Origin of the sequence: Bacillus sp. 16GRE42, assembly GCF_019837435.1 — a bacterium.
In the GTDB taxonomy this organism is placed as follows: domain Bacteria; phylum Bacillota; class Bacilli; order Bacillales; family Bacillaceae_G; genus Bacillus_A; species Bacillus_A wiedmannii.
On record NZ_JADAXF010000001.1, the window covers coordinates 1776987 to 1802818 of the forward strand.

The 25832-nt window shown below is 36.8% G+C and carries 27 protein-coding genes; all 27 read right to left on the minus strand.

Features of this window, described 5'->3' with window-relative positions:
* Positions 1 to 26 precede the first annotated feature (26 nt).
* The 27 genes from ILS93_RS09245 to hrcA all read right to left on the minus strand — a co-directional run bounded on the left by ILS93_RS09245 (position 27) and on the right by hrcA (position 25752).
* Positions 27 to 1148: a Nif3-like dinuclear metal center hexameric protein gene (locus ILS93_RS09245; RefSeq protein WP_222660350.1), complete on the minus strand. Its 1122-nt coding sequence runs from the start codon at positions 1146 to 1148 to the stop codon at positions 27 to 29.
* Positions 1145 to 1852, minus strand: coding sequence for a tRNA (adenine(22)-N(1))-methyltransferase (locus ILS93_RS09250; RefSeq protein ID WP_064474777.1), 708 nt, complete (start codon positions 1850 to 1852; stop codon positions 1145 to 1147). Before ILS93_RS09250 ends, ILS93_RS09245 begins: the two co-directional genes overlap by 4 nt.
* Before the next feature lie 165 nt (positions 1853 to 2017).
* A complete protein-coding gene (cccA, locus tag ILS93_RS09255; RefSeq protein WP_000828143.1) occupies positions 2018 to 2374 on the minus strand; it encodes a cytochrome c550 in 357 nt (118 codons plus the stop codon).
* 385 nt (positions 2375 to 2759) lie between these two features.
* Positions 2760 to 3887 carry an RNA polymerase sigma factor RpoD gene (rpoD, locus tag ILS93_RS09260; RefSeq protein WP_000764061.1) on the minus strand — a complete coding sequence of 376 codons (1128 nt, stop codon included), beginning with the start codon at positions 3885 to 3887 and terminating at the stop codon, positions 2760 to 2762.
* Between the two features lie 59 nt (positions 3888 to 3946).
* Positions 3947 to 5743, minus strand: a complete 1797-nt coding sequence (dnaG, locus tag ILS93_RS09265; RefSeq protein WP_064474776.1) for a DNA primase — start codon at positions 5741 to 5743, stop codon at positions 3947 to 3949.
* Positions 5744 to 6073: 330 nt separating this feature from the next.
* Complete coding sequence (locus tag ILS93_RS09270) at positions 6074 to 6229, minus strand: hypothetical protein (RefSeq protein WP_169833821.1); 156 nt, start codon at positions 6227 to 6229, stop codon at positions 6074 to 6076.
* A gap of 367 nt (positions 6230 to 6596) precedes the next feature.
* Entirely contained in the window at positions 6597 to 7409 is an 813-nt protein-coding gene (locus ILS93_RS09275; RefSeq protein ID WP_000368940.1) for a pyruvate, water dikinase regulatory protein, read from the minus strand.
* Between the two features lie 29 nt (positions 7410 to 7438).
* Positions 7439 to 8071 carry a transcriptional regulator CcpN gene (gene ccpN, locus ILS93_RS09280; RefSeq protein ID WP_000583755.1) on the minus strand — a complete coding sequence of 211 codons (633 nt, stop codon included), beginning with the start codon at positions 8069 to 8071 and terminating at the stop codon, positions 7439 to 7441.
* Between the two features lie 107 nt (positions 8072 to 8178).
* The gene (recO, locus tag ILS93_RS09285) at positions 8179 to 8925 is read right to left on the minus strand and encodes a DNA repair protein RecO (RefSeq protein ID WP_000487012.1); all 747 of its coding nucleotides are present in this window, start codon (positions 8923 to 8925) and stop codon (positions 8179 to 8181) included.
* A gap of 33 nt (positions 8926 to 8958) precedes the next feature.
* A complete protein-coding gene (locus ILS93_RS09290; protein ID WP_000883924.1) occupies positions 8959 to 9102 on the minus strand; it encodes a YqzL family protein in 144 nt (47 codons plus the stop codon).
* A 176-nt stretch (positions 9103 to 9278) separates the two neighbouring features.
* The gene (gene era / locus ILS93_RS09295) at positions 9279 to 10184 is read right to left on the minus strand and encodes a GTPase Era (protein ID WP_001080239.1); all 906 of its coding nucleotides are present in this window, start codon (positions 10182 to 10184) and stop codon (positions 9279 to 9281) included.
* On the minus strand, positions 10177 to 10575 hold the full coding sequence (locus tag ILS93_RS09300; protein ID WP_222654811.1) for a cytidine deaminase: 399 nt from the start codon (positions 10573 to 10575) through the stop codon (positions 10177 to 10179). Before ILS93_RS09300 ends, era begins: the two co-directional genes overlap by 8 nt.
* A 99-nt stretch (positions 10576 to 10674) precedes the next feature.
* On the minus strand, positions 10675 to 11028 hold the full coding sequence (locus ILS93_RS09305; protein ID WP_064474774.1) for a diacylglycerol kinase family protein: 354 nt from the start codon (positions 11026 to 11028) through the stop codon (positions 10675 to 10677).
* A complete protein-coding gene (gene ybeY / locus ILS93_RS09310; RefSeq protein WP_000054689.1) occupies positions 11025 to 11495 on the minus strand; it encodes an rRNA maturation RNase YbeY in 471 nt (156 codons plus the stop codon). The genes ILS93_RS09305 and ybeY overlap by 4 nt, the downstream gene beginning before the upstream one ends.
* The gene (locus ILS93_RS09315; protein WP_088048099.1) at positions 11492 to 13636 is read right to left on the minus strand and encodes an HD family phosphohydrolase; all 2145 of its coding nucleotides are present in this window, start codon (positions 13634 to 13636) and stop codon (positions 11492 to 11494) included. Before ILS93_RS09315 ends, ybeY begins: the two co-directional genes overlap by 4 nt.
* Before the next feature lie 193 nt (positions 13637 to 13829).
* On the minus strand, positions 13830 to 14789 hold the full coding sequence (locus ILS93_RS09320) for a PhoH family protein (RefSeq protein WP_046957565.1): 960 nt from the start codon (positions 14787 to 14789) through the stop codon (positions 13830 to 13832).
* Between the two features lie 3 nt (positions 14790 to 14792).
* Positions 14793 to 15992, minus strand: a complete 1200-nt coding sequence (gene yqfD / locus ILS93_RS09325) for a sporulation protein YqfD (protein ID WP_048541519.1) — start codon at positions 15990 to 15992, stop codon at positions 14793 to 14795.
* Between the two features lie 178 nt (positions 15993 to 16170).
* The gene (gene yqfC, locus ILS93_RS09330; RefSeq protein ID WP_000732264.1) at positions 16171 to 16464 is read right to left on the minus strand and encodes a sporulation protein YqfC; all 294 of its coding nucleotides are present in this window, start codon (positions 16462 to 16464) and stop codon (positions 16171 to 16173) included.
* Positions 16465 to 16572: 108 nt separating this feature from the next.
* Positions 16573 to 17016, minus strand: a complete 444-nt coding sequence (locus ILS93_RS09335) for a GatB/YqeY domain-containing protein (RefSeq protein ID WP_000054579.1) — start codon at positions 17014 to 17016, stop codon at positions 16573 to 16575.
* A gap of 15 nt (positions 17017 to 17031) precedes the next feature.
* Positions 17032 to 17205 carry a 30S ribosomal protein S21 gene (gene rpsU / locus ILS93_RS09340; RefSeq protein ID WP_000048061.1) on the minus strand — a complete coding sequence of 58 codons (174 nt, stop codon included), beginning with the start codon at positions 17203 to 17205 and terminating at the stop codon, positions 17032 to 17034.
* Positions 17206 to 17670: 465 nt separating this feature from the next.
* Positions 17671 to 19023, minus strand: coding sequence for a tRNA (N(6)-L-threonylcarbamoyladenosine(37)-C(2))-methylthiotransferase MtaB (gene mtaB, locus ILS93_RS09345; RefSeq protein WP_000108688.1), 1353 nt, complete (start codon positions 19021 to 19023; stop codon positions 17671 to 17673).
* 6 nt (positions 19024 to 19029) lie between these two features.
* Entirely contained in the window at positions 19030 to 19779 is a 750-nt protein-coding gene (locus ILS93_RS09350; protein ID WP_064474770.1) for a 16S rRNA (uracil(1498)-N(3))-methyltransferase, read from the minus strand.
* Positions 19780 to 19925: 146 nt separating this feature from the next.
* The gene (gene prmA / locus ILS93_RS09355) at positions 19926 to 20864 is read right to left on the minus strand and encodes a 50S ribosomal protein L11 methyltransferase (protein WP_000872122.1); all 939 of its coding nucleotides are present in this window, start codon (positions 20862 to 20864) and stop codon (positions 19926 to 19928) included.
* Between the two features lie 28 nt (positions 20865 to 20892).
* A complete protein-coding gene (gene dnaJ, locus ILS93_RS09360; protein WP_064470265.1) occupies positions 20893 to 21999 on the minus strand; it encodes a chaperone protein DnaJ in 1107 nt (368 codons plus the stop codon).
* Between the two features lie 193 nt (positions 22000 to 22192).
* Complete coding sequence (gene dnaK, locus ILS93_RS09365) at positions 22193 to 24028, minus strand: chaperone protein DnaK (protein ID WP_000034697.1); 1836 nt, start codon at positions 24026 to 24028, stop codon at positions 22193 to 22195.
* A gap of 26 nt (positions 24029 to 24054) precedes the next feature.
* On the minus strand, positions 24055 to 24621 hold the full coding sequence (gene grpE, locus ILS93_RS09370) for a nucleotide exchange factor GrpE (RefSeq protein ID WP_088048097.1): 567 nt from the start codon (positions 24619 to 24621) through the stop codon (positions 24055 to 24057).
* Between the two features lie 114 nt (positions 24622 to 24735).
* Positions 24736 to 25752 (minus strand): heat-inducible transcriptional repressor HrcA, encoded by a 1017-nt coding sequence (gene hrcA, locus ILS93_RS09375; RefSeq protein ID WP_064474768.1) that lies wholly within the window; start codon positions 25750 to 25752, stop codon positions 24736 to 24738.
* Between the last annotated feature and the right edge of the window lie 80 nt (positions 25753 to 25832).

A 25832-nucleotide genomic window follows, 5' to 3' on the forward strand; every position in this document is an offset into this window, starting at 1 on the left:
TATATGAGCAACGGTTTTTATTTTTCTTATACAAATGTAAATGGATCTGTATGTAATTGCGAAGCATGAATGTGTACATTGAGTTTCTTTTCATCCACTTTTTCTTGTAATTGCTTTTGTACCCCTTGCTTCATTACTTTTTCAACGTTATGTCCTGGGTCAACTATATTTAAACCGAGCATCATCGCATCATGAGCAACATGATAATACATGTCACCTGTTACATATACATCCGCTCCTTTAAATTTAGCCTGATTGATGTATTTGTTACCATCGCCACCAAGTACAGCTACTTTGCGCACTTTATCATTTAAATCCCCAACAACTCGTGCACCCTTTACATCTAATGATTTCTTTACATGTTCCGCAAACTGTCCAAGTGTCATTTCTTCTTGTAAATATCCTATTTTTCCAAGCCCTAATGTTTCACCTTTGTTATCAAGTGGATACACATCATATGCTATTTCTTCATATGGATGTGCAGTTACCATTGCTTTAATCACTTTTCGCTGTAGTGAAGCTGGAATTATCGTTTCGATTCGCACTTCTTCTACGTGTTCTAACTGCCCAGTTTCCCCGATATAAGGATTTGTTCCCTCTTGAGGTACAAACGTGCCTGTACCCTCGCTATTAAACGTACAGTGGCTATAATTGCCGATATGACCAGCACCTGCGTCTCCTAATACTTTTCGTACTTCTTCTGCATGAGTTACTGGCACAAACGCAACAACTTTTTTCATTTCTTCTGCATATGTCGGTGCCAAAACTTCTGTATTTTGCAATCCTAACGCCTCAGCAAGTAAATCATTTACCCCGCCCTTAGCAACATCCACATTTGTATGTGCTGCATAAATGGCAATATCATTTTTAATACACGTTTCAATAATTCTTCCGTACGCTTTATCTGTATGAATCGCTTTTAACGGATTAAAAATTAAAGGGTGATGCGCAATAATGACATTCGCCCCTAATTGAATTGCTTCATCCACAACTTCCTCCGTTACATCTAACGCAATCAATACGTGTTGTACGGGTTTATTAAGCGCTCCAATTTGCAGGCCAACCTTATCTCCTTCCATCGCCAAATGCTTCGGATACATACTTTCAAATAAAGAAATAATTTCATGGCCATTTGGAATTTTACTCATGATAAAACCTCCCGTATCATTTTCATTTTCGCTTCTACTTCCACACGCTTCGCTTTTGTTTCTTTAGAATCAGCCGCACGTTCTAACTGCTTTAAAATATTTTGGAAGTTTTTCAATTCCCCTTCCCATTTTTCAACGAAAGCTTCACCTTTTTCTTTTATTAAAAATGGCCCCATAAATAATTCCGCTTGTTTATTTTCAGAATAAGGCACCACGATGTTTCCTCGCTCGCCTACTAAAATCTCGTAAATTTTCCCATCTTCTTTTACGATTTTTTCATGGATAAGCTCCCATCCATTCTCAATAAACCATTCACGAATATGATGCGCTGCAATATTCGGCTGTAAAATTAAACGAGTTACCCCTTCTAATTTTTCTTTACCACTTTCTAAAATGTCACGAATTAACGCTCCACCCATTCCAGCAACCGTAATTACATCTACTTCTCCTGGCGCGATAACAGCTAATCCATTCCCTTTACGCACATCTACTTTATCTTGTAAGCCACTTTCAGCTACAGTTGCTTGCGCAGAGCGAAATGGCCCATCTACAACCTCTCCAGCAACTGCTTTTGTAGCAATATTATTTATAATTGTATAACACGGTAAATACGCATGATCCGATCCAATATCAGCAACTGTAGATCCTGCCGGTATTTCACGCACAACTTCTTCTAATCGTTTTGAAAGCTTTACTTCATTCATGTATTTCCATTACTCCTTCTCTTGTCAGTCTGTCTCCATGATAATGAATTTATAGTAGTTGTTGCAAGCCTATAACAACAATTCCATTCTCTATCACTCATCGTATTTTAGAAAATATAGAAAAACAAGCCCTTTGCATAAGCAACAGGCTTGTTATACGGAACTTTATTTTTTCTTCGATAACCAATCAGCTACTTTAGCGGCTTGATCAGCTGGAACTAAATTGGCAGGCATATTTCCCTTTCCTTTCGAAAGAATTTCTTTAATTTCATCTTTTGAAAGTTTCCCACCAATTTTTTGTAAATTAGGTCCTACTGCCCCTTGTAACTGATCACCGTGGCAGCTCGTACAGCTTTGCTTCACAATATCCTCTGGTTTTGATGCTGTTTGCGCTGGCTTCCCGCCATTTTTTGCATCAGCTAACTCTTTAGATTTATTTAGCCCCTGAAATGAAAATACAAACATAACGATAATACCTAATGCTGCAATAAGAGCGAACGGAATCAGCGGATTACGTTTCATATCTCTTCTCCCCCCTCTATACCCCTAAATAGTTAGATGATTCAGTCATTTCCATTGTACTTGAAAACGCTCTATCAGAAAAGAGTAAACTACTAATCGTCGAAAATATTCCATAAATTCAGTTTATTGTTTTTTATTGTTATATCGCTTATTATTTCGATAATTATTAACGTTTCTCATCATATTTTTCACTTTTCTACATATATTTTTGTATAGAATACACAAAATTAATCGAAAAATCGAAAAATGAGCATTTGCAAATCAAAAGACAATTCTGTAAAATAAATTACAAGAAATTGTAATCGTTGCCGATAGCTAAAGTTTAACAAAAGTTAACAAAATAAAAAAGTTTACTTCACAAAGGTGAAGTAAACTTAAAGGTAGCCTATTCTAAGAAATCCTTAAGACGCTTACTACGGCTTGGATGTCTTAATTTACGAAGTGCTTTTGCTTCAATTTGACGGATACGTTCTCTCGTTACGCCGAATACTTTCCCAACTTCTTCAAGCGTACGAGTTCGTCCATCATCTAAACCAAAACGAAGACGTAGAACATTTTCTTCACGATCTGTTAGGGTATCTAACACATCTTCTAATTGTTCTTTTAGCAATTCATACGCTGCATGGTCCGCAGGCGATGTTGCTTCTTGGTCTTCAATAAAATCACCTAAATGGGAGTCATCTTCTTCACCAATCGGTGTTTCAAGAGAAACTGGCTCCTGTGCAATTTTTAAGATTTCGCGTACTTTTTCTGGAGCAAGATCCATTTCTTCACCAATCTCTTCAGGAGATGGTTCGCGTCCTAAATCTTGTAGTAATTGACGTTGTACACGAATTAACTTATTAATCGTTTCAACCATATGAACTGGGATACGAATTGTTCGTGCTTGGTCTGCAATCGCACGTGTAATCGCTTGGCGAATCCACCAAGTTGCATACGTACTAAATTTGAAACCTTTACGATAATCGAACTTTTCAACCGCTTTAATTAGACCCATATTCCCTTCTTGGATTAAGTCTAAGAAAAGCATACCACGGCCCACGTAGCGCTTTGCAATACTTACTACAAGACGTAAGTTTGCTTCTGCCAGACGACGTTTCGCTTCTTCATCGCCTTCTTCAATACGCGTTGCAAGTCGAATTTCTTCTTCTGCGGATAGTAAATCTACACGACCAATTTCTTTTAAATACATACGAACAGGATCATTGATTTTAACCCCAGGTGGTACACTTAAATCATTAAGGTCAAATTCTTCTTCCGCTTTTGTAATTTGGCGATTATTAGGACCTTCGTCGTTGTCATTGTCACCAACTAAGTCAATTCCTTGTTCACCTAAATATTCATAGTATTCATCCATTTGATCGGATTCAATTTCAAATCCATTCATGCGTTCTGCAATCTCTTCATATGTAAGAACGCCACGTTTTTTTCCGAGCTCAGTGAGTTGTTCTTTCACTTGCTCAAGGGTCATTTCAGTTTCAATTTGTTTAGAACGAGCTGGTTTGTCAGCCATCTGTTCCCCTCCTTACGCGAGATACAAACATTCATTATACTAAAAATTTATCAAAAAAGCTATTTTCTCGCTTTTTGATTTTGTAAATATGCTACATAATATTTAGCAGCCTCTACAGGATCTGTTTTTTCCATTTGTTTTACCTTAAAGATGATTTCCATCTTTTCAAGTTTTTCTTGATGACGGTTGAGCGTCTCTAAATGGCCTTGTAACACTTCTTCTGTGTATTCTGGATTAATAAATTCATCCGTCGAAATATCAGTGATAATATTTTTCAACTTCTCATCAGAGAGCCAACTTAAAAATGTTCCGACTGAAGGTTCATTTCCCTTTTCATAATATGCGTATAGTTCATATAAAATCCCTTTATGTTCTTCTGTATGAAAATCTTCTATGTGGGATTCCATACGAACAGCCACTTCTGGACTTTGCAACATATGATAAATAATTTCTCTTTCTGCCCTTTCAAAACCTGTTAACTTCGGTTTTGTTTGAACAATTTGAGACGGCTTAGAAACCTGCTTTACTTGTTTTTGCTGTACCTTTTGTTCTTTGCGATATTGGTGCAATTGATTCAAAAGAGTTTCCATTGAATACGAAAATTCTTGCGATAATGACTTCAAATATGATTCTGCCTGCATCGCATCCTGTAGCAACGATAACTCTTTTAAAACACTTTTCACATATTCTTCTTTGCCAGACTCATCTTGCAAATTTTTCCCTAAACGCAAATAATTTATTTTAAAACCAACAAAACTTATACTTGATTTCACAAGATTTTCAAAAGCAGTTGTCCCATATTGTTGCACATATTCATCAGGATCAAGCTTATCTGGCAAGGATGTAACTTTCACTTGGCAACCAACTTTTAGCAATAATTGCCCTGCTTTCATCGTTGCTTCTCGCCCTGCTTTATCACCATCATAGCAAAGAACAACAGTTTCAACGTTACGTCGCAGAAGTTTTGCTTGTTCTTCAGTTAAAGCTGTTCCCATTGTCGCAACAGCTTCTTCCACACCACTTTTTACCGCAGCTAGTACGTCGGCATACCCTTCAAAAAGGACCACTTGCCCACGTTTTCTAATAAACGGCCTCGCTAGGTGGAAGTTATACAACAATTTACTTTTATGAAAAATTGGTGTTTCAGGGCTATTTAAATATTTCGGAGTGTCATCTCCTAACGCCCTTCCACTAAACGCTATCACTTTACCTTGTAACGTAGAGATTGGAAACATAACCCTTCCACGGAAGCGATCATAATGACTACCATCCTTCTCGCTTCTTATGAGAAGACCAGCTTGTTCCATACTAGACAGCGATAAACCTCTTTTTTGTAAAATTTTCGTTGCTGCATCCCAAGCAGGTGACGCATAACCAATTTCAAACTTCTCAATCATCTCTTTCGTAATACCACGTTTTAGCAAATACGAAAGTGCTTCATTTCCTTCTTCTGTATTTACCAATAAATGGTGATAATACTTTTTCAAAAGTTCATGAGCCTGTTGCATGATGACAGTGTCATCAGATATGTCTTCTTGTTGTCCTTGCCCTGATGTATACTCTGCAACCGCAATTCCATTTCTTTCACCTAGCTTTTGAACAGCCTCGGTAAAAGCCAATCCTTCCATTTTCATTAGAAAGGAAAATACATTTCCACCTTCTCCACATCCGAAGCAATGAAAAATTTGCTTATCAGATGAAACAGAGAATGAAGGAGAATTCTCACCATGAAATGGACAAAGGCCGAAATAGTTACGCCCCTGTTTTCTAAGTTGAACGTATTCACCAATCACTTCTACAATATCCGATGACGTCCGAATCTGTTCAACAACTTCTTCGGGAATTCTGTTCCCCATAAATCCATCTCCGTGTCGTATTTTGTATTCGATATAAATTAAAAAATTCCTTTATAATTCGACAATATTTTTTCTAAACTTATTAGAAAGTGTTGTCGATCACGTTATCAAACGATTTTGCAGGCCCTTTTCTGCGTAATTTCGCAGATACGTACCTACTATATAAAATTGTATCCATTTGCTCATCTGTTACAAATGTACCTCCTGGAGACAATACATATACACTTTTTTTACAAGAAGACTAGCAAGCACCATATCCTATGTGATCACGAGATCTGTTTCTTTTGCATGTTGATACATATAAAAAATCAACTTTAGCTTATTCAGCATCTACATAGATCCAATTTCCCTTGCTACTTCCTTAAACGATGAGCATACGATGTGACAAACAAAATTTCGACATGAACTTTCGTTCCAACTTGCACAATTTTCAGCATTCACAGGATATGCATCTGCATCAACTAATACGATATTGATGTTTTGCATATTTCTGTATTCTACATCCCTTCTGCGAATCCTTCCATAATGTGCGTTTTCTTGTATAGATTTTGTCGATTTAACGTAATTACATGTCTTTTCGTAAATCCTATCCCTAGTTTATTCTGAAAAATTAAAGTCTAAACGTAAAATATAGGTTTTTATCACAATTTTTTATTATAATATATTTTCTTCAACTACGCTACATATCCCTTTATTTTTTCATCTTCTATTTCAGGATAACGAAACCCTGCCTTTAGCATAATAAAAAGACAGAAGAATATAAGTATAACCACTCCGCTATAATCTATTACGAAATCAACAGGTATTGTGTTTCTCACGAGCGAAAAAAGCACATTCACCTTTGGTAAATGTGCTAAAACAATTTTTGGTTTTGCACTGCATTCACAATAATGTTGGCTGTTTCTTCAATCGCTTTATTCGATACATCAATTACTTGACAATTTATTTTACCAACTACATTCTCAAAGTGATCAATTTCTTCTTTAATACGATTAATATTGGCATATGTTGCACCGTCACTTAGTCCAAGTGATTTCAATCGCTCTTTTCGAATATGATTCAACTTATCTGGCGTAATTTTCAAACCGAAGCATTTTTCTTTAGCCACTTGATATAATTCTTCAGGCGGATCTACTTCTGGTACGAGCGGTACATTGGCAACTTTCAAACGTTTGTTATGAGCTAAATATTGAGAAAGTGGTGTTTTTGATGTGCGCGAAATTCCAATCAACACGATATCTGCTTTTAAAATACCACGTGCGTCTCTACCATCATCATACTTTACAGCAAACTCAATCGCTTCAATCTTTTTAAAGTATTCTTCATCTAATCTACGAACAACACCCGGCTCATATCTTGGTACTTGCCCTGTAATTTCTTCAATTTGATCGATAAGAGGCCCGATAATATCATATGCCTCTACGCCTTCTTTCGCAGCCTCTGTCACTAAATACTGACGCATGTCAGGCTTTACTAACGTAAAACAAATAAGCGCTTGATTGCTCTTAGCAATCGAAATCACTTCTTTTAATGTCCCTGTATCTTCTACATACGGTACACGTCTAATATCAGGAGCAAATGGGAATTGCCCCATCGCTGCTCGAACAACCAAATCAGCCGTTTCTCCAACAGAGTCAGATACGACATATACGATTTTATTATCCATTACATTACCTCACTTTAAACAAATTACACTTATTCGTTATTTACTAAGTTTACAAACGCACGTGTAATATTTGTTTTTGTAATTCGTCCAATCACTTCTAAACCTTGTTTCGTATCTTTTACAACTGGCATTGCATCAATCTGTCTTTCTATTAATTCCATCGCAATATCATATAAAGAATCTTCTCTACGACACATCGCAATGTTCGGCATCCTTGTCATGATAATATTAACCGGAAGAGAGGTTAAATCCTGCTTTCCAAGGCTAGCTCGTAATAAATCTTTACGAGATACAACGCCAACTAATAGCGTCGATTGATCTACAACGAACAATGTACCTACATCCTCTAAAAACATAGTACAAATCGCATCGTATACTGATACATTTTTATCAATTACAGCTGGTCTAGATTGATAATCTTGTACTTTAATTTTCTTAACAGCTTCAGATAATAGCTGCCCCCCGGTTTTACCCGTATAAAAATAACCTACGCGTGGACGCGCTTCTAAATAACCAGCCATCGTTAAAATTGCTAAGTCTGGTCTTAGCGTTGCACGTGTTAGTCCTAATTGCGCAGCAATTGACTCCCCTGTAATAGGACCGTGATCTTTTACAATCTGAATGATATGTTCTTGCCGTTTATTCAGCTCTATGATAATCACCACCTTTAATGCACAACGAAAAAAGTTATACTATCTCTTAAATATTATATACTAAATATGCTATTCGAAAAAGATAGGATGTAAAAAGGACCGTATACGGTCCCAAATTATATTTGAAACTTATCAAGTTGTTCTAAGAAACGTCTTGACTTCAAATAAATCCCGCAATATTCATCATAATATGTATTCAATACTAAACGCATTTGTTTTTTTGTGCTATCCTTCACTGATACATTGCCAAGTCTATGTAAATCGAAGTGGTAGAAAAGACGTAATAATTTATGAACAGCTTCCCCCACTGGTATACGATACTGGTCTTGCTCAGCATGACGCGAGCACAGAAAACCGCCTTCCCGGACAGAGAAGGCGACAAAATCTGTTTCTTGATGACAAATCGCACATGTATCAAAGTACGGGCGCATCCCTAATACCGGAAGCATTTTCGTTTGATAAATTAATGATAATACTTCTGAATCAACACCCTCACACATATAATGCAACGTTTGATATAACATTTCAAATAAATATGGATTATGTTTTTTATCTTCTGTTGCTTTATCAGTTAACTCAACAATAAATGATGCATAAGCAGTTAAAAATATATCCTCGCGAATTTCTTTCATAGTTGAAATAATCTCGCCTTGTTGCAAAGTTCCAAGTCCAGATCCCATTTGAATAAGAAAATTACCATGGGTCATAAGTTGCGAAACAGATGCTAACCGGCTTTTCGGTTTTTTCGCTCCTCTTGCCATTGCACTTACCTTACCCAATTCTCTTGAGAATATTGTAACAATCTTGTTCGTTTCTCCGTAATCTGTCGTACGGATAACGATGCCCTCAACTTTTTGAAACATGTTCGTCACCATCCAAGGTTTGAACAAAACGGGTCAAGAAATTGGAGAGTCTAGATGCGCTAGCTCCTCTTCATGTTGATCCATCTCATCGTTTACGTCTTTTTCCATTTCTTTCAAAAGCAAGTACGTTTCAATGCTTCCTGTTTTGGAGAAAAACTTCCAGGTAAAATCTAGCATAAGAATCCACCTTTCTCAATAAGCGTAGCCTATAAACCAATTTCCTTTGTTGTTATTAAATTGACCCATTTTGTCCATTTTCATGTGAGAAAAATTTTTCCTAATTTATCAAAACTTATAAAAACCAATAATCAGCGGATGAACAAAACATCCGCTGATTACAGCTTTACTCTATTTTAGTACTCGTCTTCGCGGAAACCAAGGTCACGAAGCTGAGACATTTTATTACGCCAATCCTTTTGCACTTTTACCCATACTTCTAAAAATACTTTAGAACCAAGTAGTGCTTCAATGTCAAAACGAGCTCGCTTACCGACTTCTTTTAACATCTTTCCTTGCTTACCTATAATAATTCCTTTTTGTGATGCACGTTCAACAACAATCGTTGCGTTTATATAAACCGCTCCGCCCTCACGTTTTTGAATTGCATCAATAACAACCGCTACAGAGTGCGGCACTTCTTCACGTGTTAAATGTAATACTTTTTCACGAATAAGCTCTGAAATAATAAATCGCTCTGGATGATCCGTTACTTGATTATCTGGGTAGTATTGCGGTCCTTCTGGTAAATACTTTTTAATTGTTCCAATTAAAGCATCCACATTATTGCCGTCTAATGCAGAAATTGGTACAATCTCTGCAAACTCATATAGTTTACGGTATTGATCAATTAACTCTAACAATTGCTCTGGATGAAGTTGGTCAATTTTATTAATTACTAAAAATACTGGTTGTTTCGTTTCTTTTAATTTCTCAATAATAAATTCCTCACCACGACCAAATCCTTCAACTGCATTGACCATAAACAGAACAATATCAACTTCTTTTAATGTCGTTTGAGCCATCTTCACCATGAAGTCGCCTAATTTATGTTTAGGTTTATGTATTCCTGGTGTATCAATGAAAATTACTTGTGAATCATTTTCTGTATATACGCCTTGAATTTTATTACGAGTTGTTTGTGGCTTGTCACTCATAATGGCAATTTTCTGGCCGATAATACGATTTAAAAATGTAGATTTCCCAACATTCGGTCTGCCAATAATAGAGACAAAACCTGATTTATAACCTTTTCTATTCATGTAAATCCTCCGCTAAAAATGCTCCTGGTAACAATTCTCCGACTGTCGTCCCTTGAACGTCACCATGTAAATTTGATAGGTATACTTTCGTATCCTGTTTACATAATTCTACCATAACTTGTCGACATGCTCCACAAGGAGGTACTGGACGCTTTGTATCCGCCACAATCGCGATAGCTACAAACTCTTTATCTCCTTCAGAAACCGCCTTAAATAAAGCTGTTCTTTCTGCACAGTTACATAAGCCATATGATGCATTCTCAACATTACATCCACGATATACTTTTCCATCCTGTGTTAATAATGCTGCACCTACTTGAAATTTAGAATATGGTACGTACGCTTGTTTACGCGCTTCGATTGCTTCTTGAATTAATTGTTTACTATTCATATTCCCGCATCCTTCCTGTCCACAGCTGTGAATAGATACACTCTCTCATTAAAGGCCTTTACGGCACTTTCAAAGCTTCATAAAAGCTTTGGAATGCAACTATACCACATACGGCAAAAAGATAATAGCACCAATTATAACAGCTATTATCGCAAACAATAAAACCGATCCGGCTGCGACATCCTTTGCAATTTTCGCAAACGGATGTATATCGGTAGTCGCTAAATCTACTGTTTTTTCCACAGCCGTATTTACCATCTCTAAACTCATTACAATTCCTATTACAATAAGTAATACTGTCCACTCTACTTTCGTAATATGGAAATAAAAGCCGCAGCATATAACAATGACTGCGGCTAAATAATGAATTTTCATATTTCGTTCATGACGAAAACAAAAGAATATACCTGCTATAGCATATCCAAAACTATTTATAAGTTTTCCTTTTTTCATCGTCCTAATCCAAATGCCTCTAAAATTTCTTTTTGTCTTCCAAACATTTCTTTTTCATCCTCTTCTGTCATGTGGTCATAACCAAGTAAATGTAAAAAGCCATGTAACGCTAAAAAGCCAAGTTCACGATCAAAAGAATGTCCATACTCTTCAGCTTGTTCTTTCGCTCTCGGAATAGAAATAATAAGGTCACCTAACATACGAGGCATCTCTGCACCTACAATTTCCATTTCTCCTTCTCCCATTTCTTCCATAGCAAAGGAAATGACATCAGTAGGCTGATCCTTATCTCGGTAATCACGATTAATCTCGCGAATGCGTTCGTTATCTACAAATGTCACTGATAACTCCGCACCATCCTCTATTTTTTCCATTTGAGCTGCTTTTTCTAATATCTCACGAATTAAATTCACATATTCTTCTTTCACTTCTTCTGTTTCATCAATGAAATCAATTAATAAACTCATTCTTTCTCCTTCTCTTCCGGTGGTTCCGGATATGTAATACGCGAATGGAAAATACCATTTAACGTTTCACATAACGTTTTTCCAACGATTTGTAGTTCCTTAAACGTCAAATCACATTCACTAAATTGCCCATCTTGCAGGCGATCTTTAATAATACTTTGCACTAAATTATTAATTTGATCTGGCGTTGGGTGATTCATAGATCGTACCGCCGCCTCAACACTATCAGCAATACCAACAATTGCCGACTCTTTAGAAGTTGCTTTTGATCCCGGATAGCGAAACATCTCTTCTGTATATTTTTCTTTATCTTCTTTAATTGCCTTATAGTAAAAATATTTAAGTAATGTTGTACCATGGTGTTGTCCAGCAATATCGATAATTTCTTGCGGAATATGGTATTCTTCGAGCATTCTGACTCCATCTGTTACATGAGCAATGATAATATCTTTACTCGTCACAGGCTCTAATTTATCATGTGGATTTTCAATTCCCATCTGGTTTTCAATAAAGAATTGCGGTTGTACTGTTTTTCCTACATCATGATAATACGCCCCTACACGTGCTAATACACCATTTGCTCCAACCGCTTCACACGCTGCCTCAGAAAGATTCGCTACCATTACACTGTGGTGATACGTTCCTGGCGCTTCTAACAAAATTCTACGCAAAAGCGGATGATTCGGACTTGATAGTTCCATAAGCTTCATGCTTGATACAATTCCAAGTCCACTCTCTAAATATGGTAATATCCCCATAGCCAAAACGGATGAGATAATTCCTGAAACGGAAGCCATCAATAATTGCGTTCCAATTTCAAGAGGTGAAAAATTCCCATTACGTAATAATAATAACGCCGCTAAGACGACCACATTTAAGATAGAAACGAGTATACCAGCTTGCAAAATCATCGTACGACGATTTTTTTCTCTTAAGAAAATGCTTACTGATAATGAACTTAACAACACATAAATACCTACACTATAATTCAGTGTACTTGTTACCCCTTCATTAAACATAATACTTCCGCACACAGAAAAAATCATACTTGTTAAAAATACAAATCGATCGCCAATCATTAGTTTTACAAGTATTGTTCCCATCGCAACCGGGACAACATACGCAATTCCTGCATATTCAAGCTTTTGAAACAAACTAATCGTTTTCATTAAAACAATCGTAATAGACAAAATTGTAATATACGCTAAAATATATGGTCTATCTTCTCTTTTACGCTGTAAAAATACTTCAAACTGCTTATGCATAAAGTACAGTAACACACCAATGAGCACTGCTAATCCAACATAAGGCTGAAAACTATTACCTTTTTCTAATAAACCGACTAATTTCAACTGATTATACATATCACTTGAAATTGTTTCACCTTCTCTAACAATAACTTGTCCTTGAAGAATATAAACAGGTGGAACTAAATCTTCTTCCGCTTTCTTCTTCTCTTTCGTTACAGCCGGATCATAAAAATAATTTGCTGTAATTGCATATGATCCTAGCGCGTTCACAGCTTCCTTCAATCCGCTATTCACATTGAGGCTTTTCATTTCATTAACAAATCGCTCTTTTGCTGCTATTTCTTCGGACATTTTAATATTTCCACCCATAATAACACTAACAGACGTTAGAGCCGCGTTCTTTGCTAATTCTAATTGATCCGGTTCTGCATTAATAAAATATAATAAATTCTCATCAGATAATTCCTTTGTTAAATTAGATGGCAACTTCTTCTTCAACTTTTCTAATTTATTTGCATCGGTCATCTTTTTTTGCTCTTCAGGTCCAGCAGCTTTCATCTCTTGAATTGCTTCATTTACCTTAGCAAAAACATCATTTACAATATCTACTCTATTTTGTTTATATTCACTTCTATATGTATATTGATCCCCAACTTTTTGAGCGGCCTCTTGTTTTTTTCTGTCCGTTATAACCTTATCTTCAATTTTAATAGGAGAATGAATTGTTTTTTTTGCAATAGAATACATATCAACATCTAATTGCTCTGGTTTTACATTATTCATAAGTGCAAAAAACAACACTGCTCCTAATAAAACGTAAGAAATCCAACTTAGTTTTTTCGAATGTTGTAAGTTACGAAACCACTTAGAAATTTCTTCAGATCTTAACATGATTTCAATACCTTCTCCTCTCCAGAAATAAAGTGAAACTATTTATAGCTTTCATTTCTTCTAGCCAACGATACTTTTAAGTAACATTTTGATAAACCAGTACCTATAGTTTATTTCTCTTATCTTTTATGATAGTAAAAAACATGCCGTTCGCCAACCTTAATACAAAAAGAAATGATCCTGACAAATAGGATCATTCCATTTTATCATATGCCTCAATAATACGTTGCACCAGCGGATGCCTCACAACGTCCGTTTGTTCTAATGTAATAAATGAAAGACCTGACACACCAGATAAAATGTTAGAAGCTAGCGAAAGCCCTGATTTTACCCCTTTTGGTAAGTCTACTTGTGAAGGATCCCCCGTAATAACCATTTTAGAACTAAAACCTAATCTAGTTAAAAACATTTTTATTTGTGCACCCGTTGTATTTTGCGCTTCATCTAAAATAACAAATGAATCATCGAGCGTACGCCCTCTCATATAAGCAAGAGGTGCGATTTCAATTACCCCTCGCTCCATCATACGTTGCGTATATTCTTGTCCAAGAATATCGTGCAAAGCATCATACAATGGACGTAAATACGGATCTACCTTCTCTTTCAAATCTCCTGGTAAAAAACCTAAACTCTCTCCAGCTTCTACAGCCGGTCTCGTTAAAATAATTTTCTTTACATACCCTTGCTTTAAAGCTCTCACAGCCATTACTACAGCTAAGTATGTTTTCCCAGTCCCAGCAGGTCCCATTCCAAATACAATATCATTCTTCTTCATTGCATGAATATATCTTCTTTGCCCCATTGTTTTTACACGAATGGATTTACCTTTTGCCGTTTTAAAGATTTCTTCTTCATATAACTCTTCAAATTGAGCAATTTTCCCTTGTTGTGCGAGCTGAATTGCATACGCAACATCTCTTTCTGTAATTGATATACCTTTTCGAATAACAACAAGTAATTGCTGTAAGATTTTTTCTACGAGTGTCACAGTTTCAACTGCTCCAGATGCATGAACAGTTTCACCTCTAGTTACAATCGATACATTCAGTTCACGTTCAATTACTTTCAAATGAGCATCATTGACTCCAAAAAGAGCGATTGCTTCGTTAGTATTTTCCAATTGTTGGTTCATTTCTACTAATTGTTCTGCCATTACTCAGTCTCCTTGAATATCGGATTCGGATATTGGTTGTGGCTCTGCAATATTTTCGATCACAGTATAATGCAACGTGACTTTTAGTTGATCCGCCTCAACCTCTTTACTCAAAATCTTATCACTTACAATCATAGCATGTTCATCCAATTTTTTCTTTAGTTCTTTTTCAGCCATCTCTTTTGCTACTTTCATTGCCTGTTTTTCTGTATATTCCCGATTCGCTTCTTCCTCTTCTCGTACAATATCTTTTTCATACGCGATCGGCAGTGTAAAACCAAATAGTTTCACATCGTGTTTTACACTTTCAGTACGAGAGCGTTTATACTTATCATGTTGAAATCCCCATATTTTTATTTTCGCACTCCCAAACGTAAGGTAATGCTCATTATATGCATTGCCAGTATATACTTGAAATTGCGTCTTCAGTGGTACATTCACCTCAGATGTGTACCACGTTTCTCCATATACAATACCTTTCGCCGAAACAATCGTCGGACTCTCCTCATTACCGTATACCCCTGATACGAGAAGCTGCCCTTTTTCGACATGGTCATTTTTCAAGACGACTGGTTTTCCTACTTCAACAAATGTTTTTGTCACAATCGCTTCTTTTTTTGCTACTAAATTTTGCGGCCTTTGTTCCTTTTCTTTTTTCGGCTCGTTTTTTTCAACAATTTTAAAATGATACGTCGTTCCTCTTATTTCTAGTCCCGCCCAAGTAATCGCATTAATATTGTCTGTCAAATGACGTTGTACATCTTCTACATTAGGCATTTGGAATTGTAATTTCCCTTTTTTAATACCCATTTTGTCCAATTCTTTCATCAATATATATTCTGTTTCAGGTTTCGCCCCTGTAATTTCAATTTTCCAAACCATATTGGATAATGCAATCATGCCAAAAAAGAAAATTAAAAAACCAATTAAGAATCCACTATTTTTAATTAAACGCTTATTCAAAAAGGGAAAACCGTAACGCCCAATAAAATATAGTTTACATTCATTTTTTCTATAAATTGGTTTTATTTTCTTCACATCTCGTAATAACATACAAAAAACTAACGTTTCATCAGCAATCTTCTTAACATCCCAAACTAATAATTTTCTACGTACACATTCGTTAACGAACCGTTCCGCTCCTCTACCTTCAATTCGTACTTTTACATATCCAAGCCACTTTATAAACCATTTATTTTTCATCTACTATCTCCACTACCTTTCCAAAAGTATACACACTACTTTTTTCACTTTAATTAGCAAAATAGCTCGTACGAAAATGAAATAAAGAGTTCTACCCCCCATAAATAGCGAGATAAACTGAATAGTAAGTTCGAATCACGAAAATAACGAAGAAAAACTTCACATATGGAAGTTTCCCTCACTCCTCTTTTTTTTCGTTTTCTAAAAATGTCACTTGCTCAATTATTCCTTCAAGCAAAAGTTCTTCTGGAAGGATTGTTTTAATAATAAAGGATTGCCCTTTAATTAATAATTGACCGTGCTTTAATAACAATCTTACTTCTTTATCTGAAAACACTAATAAACCCCGATGATTTTCTATATAGATATGCACTTGCCCAACAAGCGTGATCCGAGGTAGATCCATTAGCACATCCACTGGCAGGTCTATTTGCTTTGTTAACCAATTCTTCATTTGTTCTAATTTTTTCATCTCAAAAGACCCCCTCTCATCCCATATGTATGAAAAAAGAGCTTGTAATATCACGTCCAAACTGAAAAAAAGCATAAAAAAACGTCTCATACGAAATGAGACGTTTTTTTATGCTAATAGCTGGATAACCAGCTTATTCACAAGTGATCCGTCTGTTTTACCTTTTACTTTCGGCATAACAGCAGTCATCACCTTACCCATATCTGCTTTAGAAGTCGCACCAACTTCAGAAATAACTTGCTTAATTACATTCGCTAGTTCTTCTTCTGTTAATTGCTCCGGCAAATATGCGCTTAAAATCTGAATTTCACTTTGCAGTTTATTAACAAGGTCTTCACGACCAGCTTTTTTAAATTCAAGGAGGGAGTCCTTATACTGTTTTACTTCACGAGCTAAAACTGTTAATTCCTCTTCTTCAGTAAGAGTATGTTGCAGTTTAATACCTTCATTTTGTAAAGCAGCCTTAACCATACGAATAACGGTTAATTTTTCTTTTTGTTTATTCTTCATCGCTTGTTTCATATCATCGTTTAAACGACCGAGAAGACTCATAACTTACACCCTCTCTTAGAATTTACGCTTTCTTGCCGCTTCAGATTTCTTCTTACGTTTTACACTTGGCTTTTCATAAAACTCGCGCTTTCTTGCTTCAGCAAGTGTACCAGTTTTAGAAACCGATCTTTTAAAACGGCGAAGTGCATCCTCCAAAGACTCGTTTTTACGAACGACTGTTTTTGACATTCTCTTTCCCTCCCTCCGAAACATCACACTTACATACTAATTTCAGCATGCAAAAAGAAACCCTTCTTCAGCATGTCTTTTACGATTATAATACATTTTATCACTTCAGGTCAACTATTTGGCAGAATAAAAGAAGAATAGATGCCCTTCCCTGTTCAAAAGCTATATAGATAGCTATTATCCTTTTCCCCTGAAGACAACTATATTTTTATCATTACATCTTTTTTAATACAAGAAAATATTAAATAACTACTCATTCGACGTACCTGCCTTTTCAGCACTTAACTTCTCCACGAAAAAAAAGAAAGCATGCAAATCGTTTCCGTTTGCATGCTTTTTTTATCCTGCTATTTACCGGGCAGTAAGACCCCCACCTCAAAATTCAGCAAAAGCAAAGAACTTAGGTAGGAGTCCGGCTGATAATGAGCGGGGAGGAACAAAAACCCCACTCATTAAAGTTTCATTTTATGCGCTTGCTGATTCTTTTTTTACATCATCTTCAAGAACACGAACAAATTGCGCTTCGTTATATGGATAACCAGCTTTCGTAATTTTCACTTTCACTAGCTTACCAATTAATTCTTCTGATCCTTCAAATACAATTTTTAAGTAGTTATCCGTATAGCCTACATATAACCCTTTACGGTCGCCCTCTTTAAATTGCTCTTCCGGAATGATTTCAAGCACTTCCCCTTCAAACTGTGACGCATACTCTTTCGCTAATTGGTTAGATAGTTCAATTAAACGATGAACACGATCATTCTTCACATCTTCAGGAACTTGATCCTCCATACGCGCTGCAGGTGTTCCTGTACGCTTTGAGTAAGGGAATACGTGTAACTCTGAGAAGCGATTCTCTTTAATGAAATTGTATGTTTCCATAAATTCTTCTTCTGTTTCACCCGGAAAACCAACAATCACATCCGATGTAATCGCAAGACCTGGTAACGCTTCTTTCAATCGATCTAAACGCTCTTGGAAAAATTCCATCGTATACTTACGACGCATACGCTTTAATACAGTATTAGATCCAGATTGCAATGGAATGTGCAAGTGACGTACAACTACTTCAGACTTATCTAACACTTCAATTACTTCATCTGAAATCTGACTCGCTTCAATAGAAGAAATACGAAGACGTTTTAATCCGCCTACTTCCGCTTCCATATCACGAAGTAATCCAGCTAAGTTATAATCTTTAATATCTTCACCGTACCCACCTGTATGAATACCTGTTAATACGATTTCTTTATAACCTGCATCTACTAATTGCTGCGCTTGTTTAATAACTTCTTTTCCATCACGAGAACGCATTAAACCACGTGCCCAAGGAATAATACAGAATGTACAGAAATTATTACAACCTTCTTGTATTTTTAAAGATGCACGTGTACGATCCGTGAAATAAGGTACATCCAGTTCTTCGTATACACGTGTTTTCATAATGTTGCGGACAGCATTAATTGGTTGACGCTCTTTGCGGAATTCTTCGATGTATCCTAACATCTTTTCACGATCCTGTGTACCAACTACAATATCTACACCTGGAATCGCCATAATTTCCGCTGGAGATGTTTGTGCATAACATCCCGTTACACAAATAACTGCATCCGGATTTTGACGAACAGCACGTCTAATAACTTGACGGCTTTTCTTATCTCCCGTATTCGTTACTGTACACGTATTAATAACATATACATCAGCTTTCTTTTCATATTCAGTTCTTTCATATCCACCTTGTTTAAACAATTGCCAAATGGCCTCTGTTTCATAGTGGTTTACTTTACAACCTAACGTATGGAACGCAACAGTTGACATTGATCATCACCCCATCAATTCAAAATGATACGAAGCAGCACTTAACGCGTATAACGGCGCCGTTTCTGTTCTTAAAATTCTTGGTCCTAAACTACATGGTACAAATTTATGTTCACGAAGCGTAGTAATCTCTTCCTCCGCTAAACCACCTTCTGGTCCAAATACAATCAATAGTTTTTGGCCTGGTTTCATCGTCGTTAAAGCTTTAGCAAAATTGGATTTCTCACCTTGTTTTGCTTCCTCTTCGTACGCAACAAGGCATACATCATACTCATTACTCATTGAAAGCAATTGCTTAAATGATGCCGGTGCATGCACTTCTGGAATTTCGCTTCTATGCGATTGTTCCGCAGCTTCTTTCACAATTTTTCTTAAACGCTCAACTTTTTTATCAGCTTTTTTCGCATCCCATTTTACAATAGAGCGAGATGCTTGAAATGGTAAAAATGCGGCTGCCCCAAGCTCAGTTCCTTTTTGGAAAATTAACTCTAGCTTGTCTCCTTTCGGCAGTCCACTTGCAATCGTCACGAAAACAGGAAGTTCACTTGACGCCTCTACCCATTCTACAATAGCCGTATTAATAAATTCACTGGTAATTTCATCAATTGAACATACTGCTGTTTTTCCGTTTACACAGCAATAAATGTGATCCCCAGCTGACATACGCATCACTCTTGCGATATGATGTACGTCATCACCTACAATGCGAATACTTGTCTCATTTACATATTTCTCTTCTACAAAATAACGTTGCATATAATCACCTTAGTAGAGTTTCGTTCCTTTCGTAAGTCAACACTTACGAAAAGAACGAAACGTTATCATTTTTTCATATAACAAACGGCAAGTCCCTCACCTTATAGTGAGAGACTCCCCCTTTTCATTATAAACTAAAATCTATATTACGCATTTCGTGCAATAATTGCTACCCAATCTTCCATTCGTAATACTTCTTCAATTGTAAATCCAGCTTTTTCTAGCGCCTCAGAAATTATCTTTTCCTTCGCTGCAATAATGCCCGATGTAATAAATAATCCGCCCGACTTCACAACTCTTGCTGCATCCTCAGGGAATAAAAGAATAATTTCTGCCAATAAGTTAGCTACGATTAAATCAACAGGACCTTCAATACCTTCTAAAAGACTATTTTGTCCAACAGACACGATATCATCTGTTTTATTTAAACGTACATTCATTTCTGCACTTTCTACTGCAACTGGATCTAAATCATAGGCTTGAACAGAAGACGCACCTAATTTTGCCGCTGCAATACTAAGTACACCAGAACCTGTTCCTACATCAATGACAGTATCACCTGGCTGAACTGTTTTTTCTAAAGCACGAATACACATCGTTGTTGTCGGATGGGTTCCTGTCCCAAACGCCATACCTGGATCTAATTCAATAATTTTTTCTTCCGGAGAAGCTGGTGTATATTCTTCCCACGTCGGCACAATTGTGAATGTATCAGAAATTTGTACTGGATGGTAATATTTTTTCCAAGCAGTAGCCCAATCTTCTTCATTGACTTCGTTAACGGTAATATTTCCAGTACCAATTTCGATGTCGTAAGATGGAAGCATATCAATAGATGATTTTACACCCGCAATCGTTTCCTGTAAAGAATCCGTTTGTGGGAAATATGCTTTTATTAATACACCTTCCGCCGGATATTCATCTGGGTTCAATGCATAAATTTCACCATATTGTTGCTCGCGCTCTTTCGTCAACTCCGCTGGATCCTCAATTGCAACTCCACTAGCACCAGCTTCGTGTAAAATATGAGAGACAGCTTCTACTGCTTCTTCTGTTGTATGAATACTAACTTCTGACCATTTCACAATTTACCAACTCCATTTTTTATTTCCATTATTCCCCTTTGAAAGCACGTTTAAGCTTTCCAAATAAACTATCATCCTGCTCTTCTTGTCCCGCAAATTCACGTAATAACTCTTTTTGATGTGAAGTTAATTTCGTCGGTACAACAACACGAACGACTACATATTGATCTCCTTGACCGTATCCACGTACGTTCGGAGCACCTTTTCCTTTTAAGCGGAATTCTGTTCCTGTTTGTGTTCCTGCTGGAATTTTCAGCTTCACTTTCCCATGAACAGTAGGAACTTCCACTTCAGCACCAAGTGCCATTTGCGCAAATGTTAATGGCATTTCACAAATAATGTGATCTCCTTCACGCTCAAAGAATTCATGATTTCTAACATGAACAACAACATATAAATCTCCTGCCGGTCCGCCATTTACGCCTGCTTCACCTTTTCCAGATACACGAATTTGTTGACCATTATCGATACCTGCCGGAATCTTAACGTTGATTTTTTTACGTTTACGTACTTTACCAGAACCGTGACATGTCGTACATTTTTCTTTAATCATTTGACCAGTTCCTGAACAATGACCACAAGCTTGACGGTTTACGATACGACCAAATGGTGTATTTTGTTCTACACTTACTTGCCCTGATCCTGAACAATGTTTACATGTTTCTTTTGAAGTTCCTGGTTTCGCTCCGCTACCTTTACAAGTATCACATGGATCTTCTACTGGAATCTCAACATTTAATTCTTTACCAAAAATAGCTTCCTCAAACTCTAAAGTAACTTGATATTGTAAGTCAGCACCTTGACGCGGAGCATTTGGATCACGACGTCTCCCGCCACCGCCGCCAAAGAACGAACTAAAGATATCTTCGAAACCGAAGCCACCGCCGAAGTCTCCTCCGCCGCCAAAGCCTTGATTTGCACCAGCATGACCAAATTGATCATATTGCGCGCGCTTTTGATCGTCGCTTAATACTTCGTATGCTTCTTGTACTTCTTTAAACTTTTCAATTGCATTTTCTTCTTTACTTACGTCTGGATGGTATTTTTTAGCCAAACGACGATACGCTTTTTTTATTTCATCTTTTGAAGCACCCTGGCTAAGTCCAAGGACCTCATAATAGTCTCGTTTACTCATAAATTTACAACCCCCGAATCTTTCACATAAACGTAATTTTAACACCGAAAGAAAGTGCTTTGCAACAAAGTTTCCTCACTTACAGTATGCAAAGTAAAAAACTTAAGAACCTCACACTTTTCTTTTCATTCGTGAAAAAAGTCAAAGTCAAGGCACGCTTGACTTTGACTTTTTGTCATCTTACTTATTTATATTACTTATCTTCTTTTACTTCTTCAAACTCAGCGTCTACTACATTGTCTTTCTTCGCGCCAGCATCTTGTGCTCCTTGTGCACCTTCTGCTTGCCCTGCAGCTGCTTGAGCTTGCTCATATAATTTAACAGTTAATTGTTGTACGATTTCTTGTAAAGCATCTTTTTTCGCACGGATTTCCTCAAGCTCGTTCTTCTCGATCGCAGCTTGTAATGCTTCTTTCGCTTCTGTTGCTTTTGCAACTTCAGCCGCATCCACTTTACCTTCTAAATCTTTTACAACTTTATCCGTTTGGAATACAAGCTGATCAGCTTCGTTACGAAGTTCAACTTCTTCCTTACGTTTTTGGTCAGCGTCAGCATTTGCTTCTGCTTCTTGTACCATACGATCTACTTCTTCATCAGAAAGACCTGAAGAAGATTGGATTGTAATAGTTTGCTCTTTGCTTGTTCCTAAGTCTTTTGCACGTACGTTAACGATACCGTTCGCATCAATATCGAATGTTACTTCGATTTGTGGAATACCACGTGGTGCTGGTGGAAGGTCTGTTAATTGGAAACGACCTAATGTTTTGTTGTCAGCTGACATTGGACGCTCACCTTGTAATACGTGAATGTCTACTGCCGGTTGGTTATCAGCAGCTGTTGAGAATACTTGTGACTTACTTGTTGGAATTGTAGTGTTACGCTCGATTAATTTCGTGAACACACCACCCATAGTTTCAATACCTAAAGAAAGTGGAGTTACGTCTAATAATAGTACGCCTTCTACATCACCAGTAAGTACGCCACCTTGAACTGCAGCACCTAATGCTACAACTTCATCAGGGTTTACACCTTTATATGGTTCTTTACCAGTTTCACGTTTAATAGCTTCTTGTACAGCTGGAATACGAGTAGATCCACCAACAAGGATAACTTTATCTAATTCGCTTGGAGCAAAACCAGCGTCTTTTAATGCACGACGAGTTGGCTCTAACGTTCTTTCAACAAGACCTGCTGAAATCTCTTCGAATTTCGCTCTTGTTAACGTTAATTCTAAGTGTAATGGACCAGCAGCTCCAGCACTAATGAATGGTAATGAAATTTGTGTTTGTGTTACGCCAGAAAGATCTTTTTTCGCTTTTTCAGCTGCATCTTTCAAACGTTGAAGTGCCATTTTATCTTGGCTTAAATCAATGTTATTTTCTTTTTTGAACTCAGCTACTAAGTGGTCAATAATAACTTGGTCAAAGTCATCTCCACCAAGACGGTTGTCACCAGCAGTTGAAATAACTTCGAATGTTCCGTCTGCTAACTCAAGGATAGATACGTCAAATGTACCGCCACCTAAGTCATATACTAAGATTTTTTGCTCTTCATCTTGTTTTTCTAAACCGTAAGCAAGCGCTGCTGCTGTTGGTTCGTTAATGATACGCTCAACTTCTAAACCAGCGATACGACCAGCATCTTTTGTTGCTTGACGTTCTGCATCGTTGAAGTATGCAGGTACTGTAATAACAGCTTTCGTTACCGTTTCACCTAAGTATGCTTCAGCAGAAGCTTTTAAGTTTTGTAAAATGATTGCAGAAATTTCTTGAGGTGTATAATCTTTACCTTCAACTTCTACTTTGTAGTCTGTACCCATATGACGTTTAACAGACATGATTGTATTTGGGTTTGTAATTGCTTGACGCTTTGCAACTTCCCCAACTTGACGCTCTTCATTTTTGAAAGCTACAACAGAAGGTGTTGTACGGTTTCCTTCTGGATTTGGGATAACCTTTGGTTCTCCACCTTCCATAACAGCTACACAAGAGTTTGTTGTACCTAAGTCAATACCGATAATTTTACTCATGGCGAATCCTCCTACTTTTATGTAAATTATTGATTTACTTTTACCATTGATGGGCGAATCACACGGTCTTTTAGTTTATAACCTTTTTGGAATTCTTCAACTACCGCGTTTGATTCAAATTCACTATCTTCCACTTGCATAATAGCTTGGTGTTCATTAGGATCAAACTGTTTACCAACAGCTTCAATCGCTTCAACACCTTCTTTAGTCAACGCTTCTAGCAATTGACGATGCACCATTTCCATACCTTGTAACAAGGATTTCGTTTGTTCATCAGTCGCTTCCACTTGCATCGCTCTTTCAAAATTATCAAGAGCTGGCACAATATCTGAAACTAGACTTTGTGCTCTATATTTTTCAGCAGCCTGTTTATCCATTTGGACACGACGCTTATAATTTTCAAAATCAGCTTGTAGACGTAATGTGCGACCTTCCGTTTCCGTTAGCTTCGCTTGTAACTCATCTACTTTTTCTTGTAAAAGAGCAGCCTCACTTTTTTCTTCTACAGTTTTTTCACTGTTTTCTGTCGTGACAGCTTCTTCAACTTGCGCTTCTTTTACTTCTTCTACCACTTGTTCGTTACGCTCTTCCACAATATTCACCTCCTTAAAAGGTATTAGGTATTATGCTGAACACAATTACCTAAGCATTATATATTACACACAGCAATGAAAATTTCATTACTTGAGCGAATGTATTACTCTCATTTACTTTTTAAGCCCATCAGTAAATTGTCTCGTAAATAACTGTAACAAACTAATTACCCGAGAGTATTGCATTCTTGTCGGACCTAAAATAGCAATTGTTCCAAGCTGTTCTTCTCCAATCGAATATGTTGCAGAAATTAAACTACAATCTTCCATGGCTGTCGCAGAGTTTTCCCTACCAATGTTCACTTGAATACCTACTTGTTTATGACGCAAAATGTCATAAAACTCAGCTTCATTATCAATCATCGTCAACAAGGATCTTACTTTGTGAATGTCATGGAACTCTGGTTGCGAAAGCATATTTGCTTTACCTCCAAAGTATATCTTTTCCGATAAAGGAACTTGAAATGTACCATCTAACATTTTTATTGCACTATCGTAATTATGAACATATCCACGTAAAACTGTAACAATCTCTTTAAAGATTTTGTTATGCAGTTCTACCATTGGTACACCCGATAGCTTTTCATTTAAAATATTAACCATTTTTTCTAAATCTGATAAATCAACAGATTCCGGAACGGTAATCGTTTTGCTTTGTACATGCCCTGTATCCGTTACAATAATAGCGACTGCAGTCTGACGATCAAGCGGTACAATTTGTACGTTTTTAAGTTTATTTGTGCTTAACTTCGGTCCAAGAACAATGGCCGTATAATTCGTAAGCTCTGATAAAATTTGAGCCGATTGCTGTGCAATCTTTTCCGCTTCAAAAATTCTTTCAGCAAATAAATCTTTAATTTGTACAATTTCATCGTTCGGTAAGTTTTGCGGCGCTAAAAGATGGTCTACATAAAAACGATATCCTTTTTCAGAAGGAACACGTCCTGAAGAACTATGCGTTTTCTCAATAAACCCTAGTTCCTCTAAATCAGCCATTTCATTTCGAATAGTAGCTGAACTAAACGTAATTTCATCTTTCTTAGCCAACGTCCTCGACCCAACAGGTTGCGCTGATCCAATAAAGTCATCAATAATTGTTTGTAAAATTAAGAGCTGACGTTCCGTAAGCATCTCATCATCACCTCTGTTAGCACTCTTTGTCTTCGAGTGCTAAATCTATTAATAACTTACCAAAATTGACATTCAATTGT

Bases quoted from the DNA above. Each gene is read 5' to 3' on its own strand.
- ILS93_RS09245 (WP_222660350.1), bottom strand. From the start codon at position 1,148: ATGAGTAAAATTCCAAATGGCCATGAAATTATTTCTTTATTTGAAAGT.
- ILS93_RS09250 (WP_064474777.1), bottom strand. From the start codon at position 1,852: ATGAATGAAGTAAAGCTTTCAAAACGATTAGAAGAAGTTGTGCGTGAA.
- cccA (WP_000828143.1), bottom strand. From the start codon at position 2,374: ATGAAACGTAATCCGCTGATTCCGTTCGCTCTTATTGCAGCATTAGGT.
- rpoD (WP_000764061.1), bottom strand. From the start codon at position 3,887: ATGGCTGACAAACCAGCTCGTTCTAAACAAATTGAAACTGAAATGACC.
- dnaG (WP_064474776.1), bottom strand. From the start codon at position 5,743: ATGGGGAACAGAATTCCCGAAGAAGTTGTTGAACAGATTCGGACGTCA.
- ILS93_RS09270 (WP_169833821.1), bottom strand. From the start codon at position 6,229: ATGCAAAACATCAATATCGTATTAGTTGATGCAGATGCATATCCTGTG.
- ILS93_RS09275 (WP_000368940.1), bottom strand. From the start codon at position 7,409: ATGGATAATAAAATCGTATATGTCGTATCTGACTCTGTTGGAGAAACG.
- recO (WP_000487012.1), bottom strand. From the start codon at position 8,925: ATGTTTCAAAAAGTTGAGGGCATCGTTATCCGTACGACAGATTACGGA.
- ILS93_RS09290 (WP_000883924.1), bottom strand. From the start codon at position 9,102: ATGCTAGATTTTACCTGGAAGTTTTTCTCCAAAACAGGAAGCATTGAA.
- era (WP_001080239.1), bottom strand. From the start codon at position 10,184: ATGAATAGAAAAGGTTATAAATCAGGTTTTGTCTCTATTATTGGCAGA.
- ILS93_RS09300 (WP_222654811.1), bottom strand. From the start codon at position 10,575: ATGAATAGTAAACAATTAATTCAAGAAGCAATCGAAGCGCGTAAACAA.
- ILS93_RS09305 (WP_064474774.1), bottom strand. From the start codon at position 11,028: ATGAAAAAAGGAAAACTTATAAATAGTTTTGGATATGCTATAGCAGGT.
- ybeY (WP_000054689.1), bottom strand. From the start codon at position 11,495: ATGAGTTTATTAATTGATTTCATTGATGAAACAGAAGAAGTGAAAGAA.
- ILS93_RS09315 (WP_088048099.1), bottom strand. From the start codon at position 13,636: ATGTTAAGATCTGAAGAAATTTCTAAGTGGTTTCGTAACTTACAACAT.
- ILS93_RS09320 (WP_046957565.1), bottom strand. From the start codon at position 14,789: ATGGCAGAACAATTAGTAGAAATGAACCAACAATTGGAAAATACTAAC.
- yqfD (WP_048541519.1), bottom strand. From the start codon at position 15,992: ATGAAAAATAAATGGTTTATAAAGTGGCTTGGATATGTAAAAGTACGA.
- yqfC (WP_000732264.1), bottom strand. From the start codon at position 16,464: ATGAAAAAATTAGAACAAATGAAGAATTGGTTAACAAAGCAAATAGAC.
- ILS93_RS09335 (WP_000054579.1), bottom strand. From the start codon at position 17,016: ATGAGTCTTCTCGGTCGTTTAAACGATGATATGAAACAAGCGATGAAG.
- rpsU (WP_000048061.1), bottom strand. From the start codon at position 17,205: ATGTCAAAAACAGTCGTTCGTAAAAACGAGTCTTTGGAGGATGCACTT.
- mtaB (WP_000108688.1), bottom strand. From the start codon at position 19,023: ATGTCAACTGTTGCGTTCCATACGTTAGGTTGTAAAGTAAACCACTAT.
- ILS93_RS09350 (WP_064474770.1), bottom strand. From the start codon at position 19,779: ATGCAACGTTATTTTGTAGAAGAGAAATATGTAAATGAGACAAGTATT.
- dnaJ (WP_064470265.1), bottom strand. From the start codon at position 21,999: ATGAGTAAACGAGACTATTATGAGGTCCTTGGACTTAGCCAGGGTGCT.
- dnaK (WP_000034697.1), bottom strand. From the start codon at position 24,028: ATGAGTAAAATTATCGGTATTGACTTAGGTACAACAAACTCTTGTGTA.
- hrcA (WP_064474768.1), bottom strand. From the start codon at position 25,752: ATGCTTACGGAACGTCAGCTCTTAATTTTACAAACAATTATTGATGAC.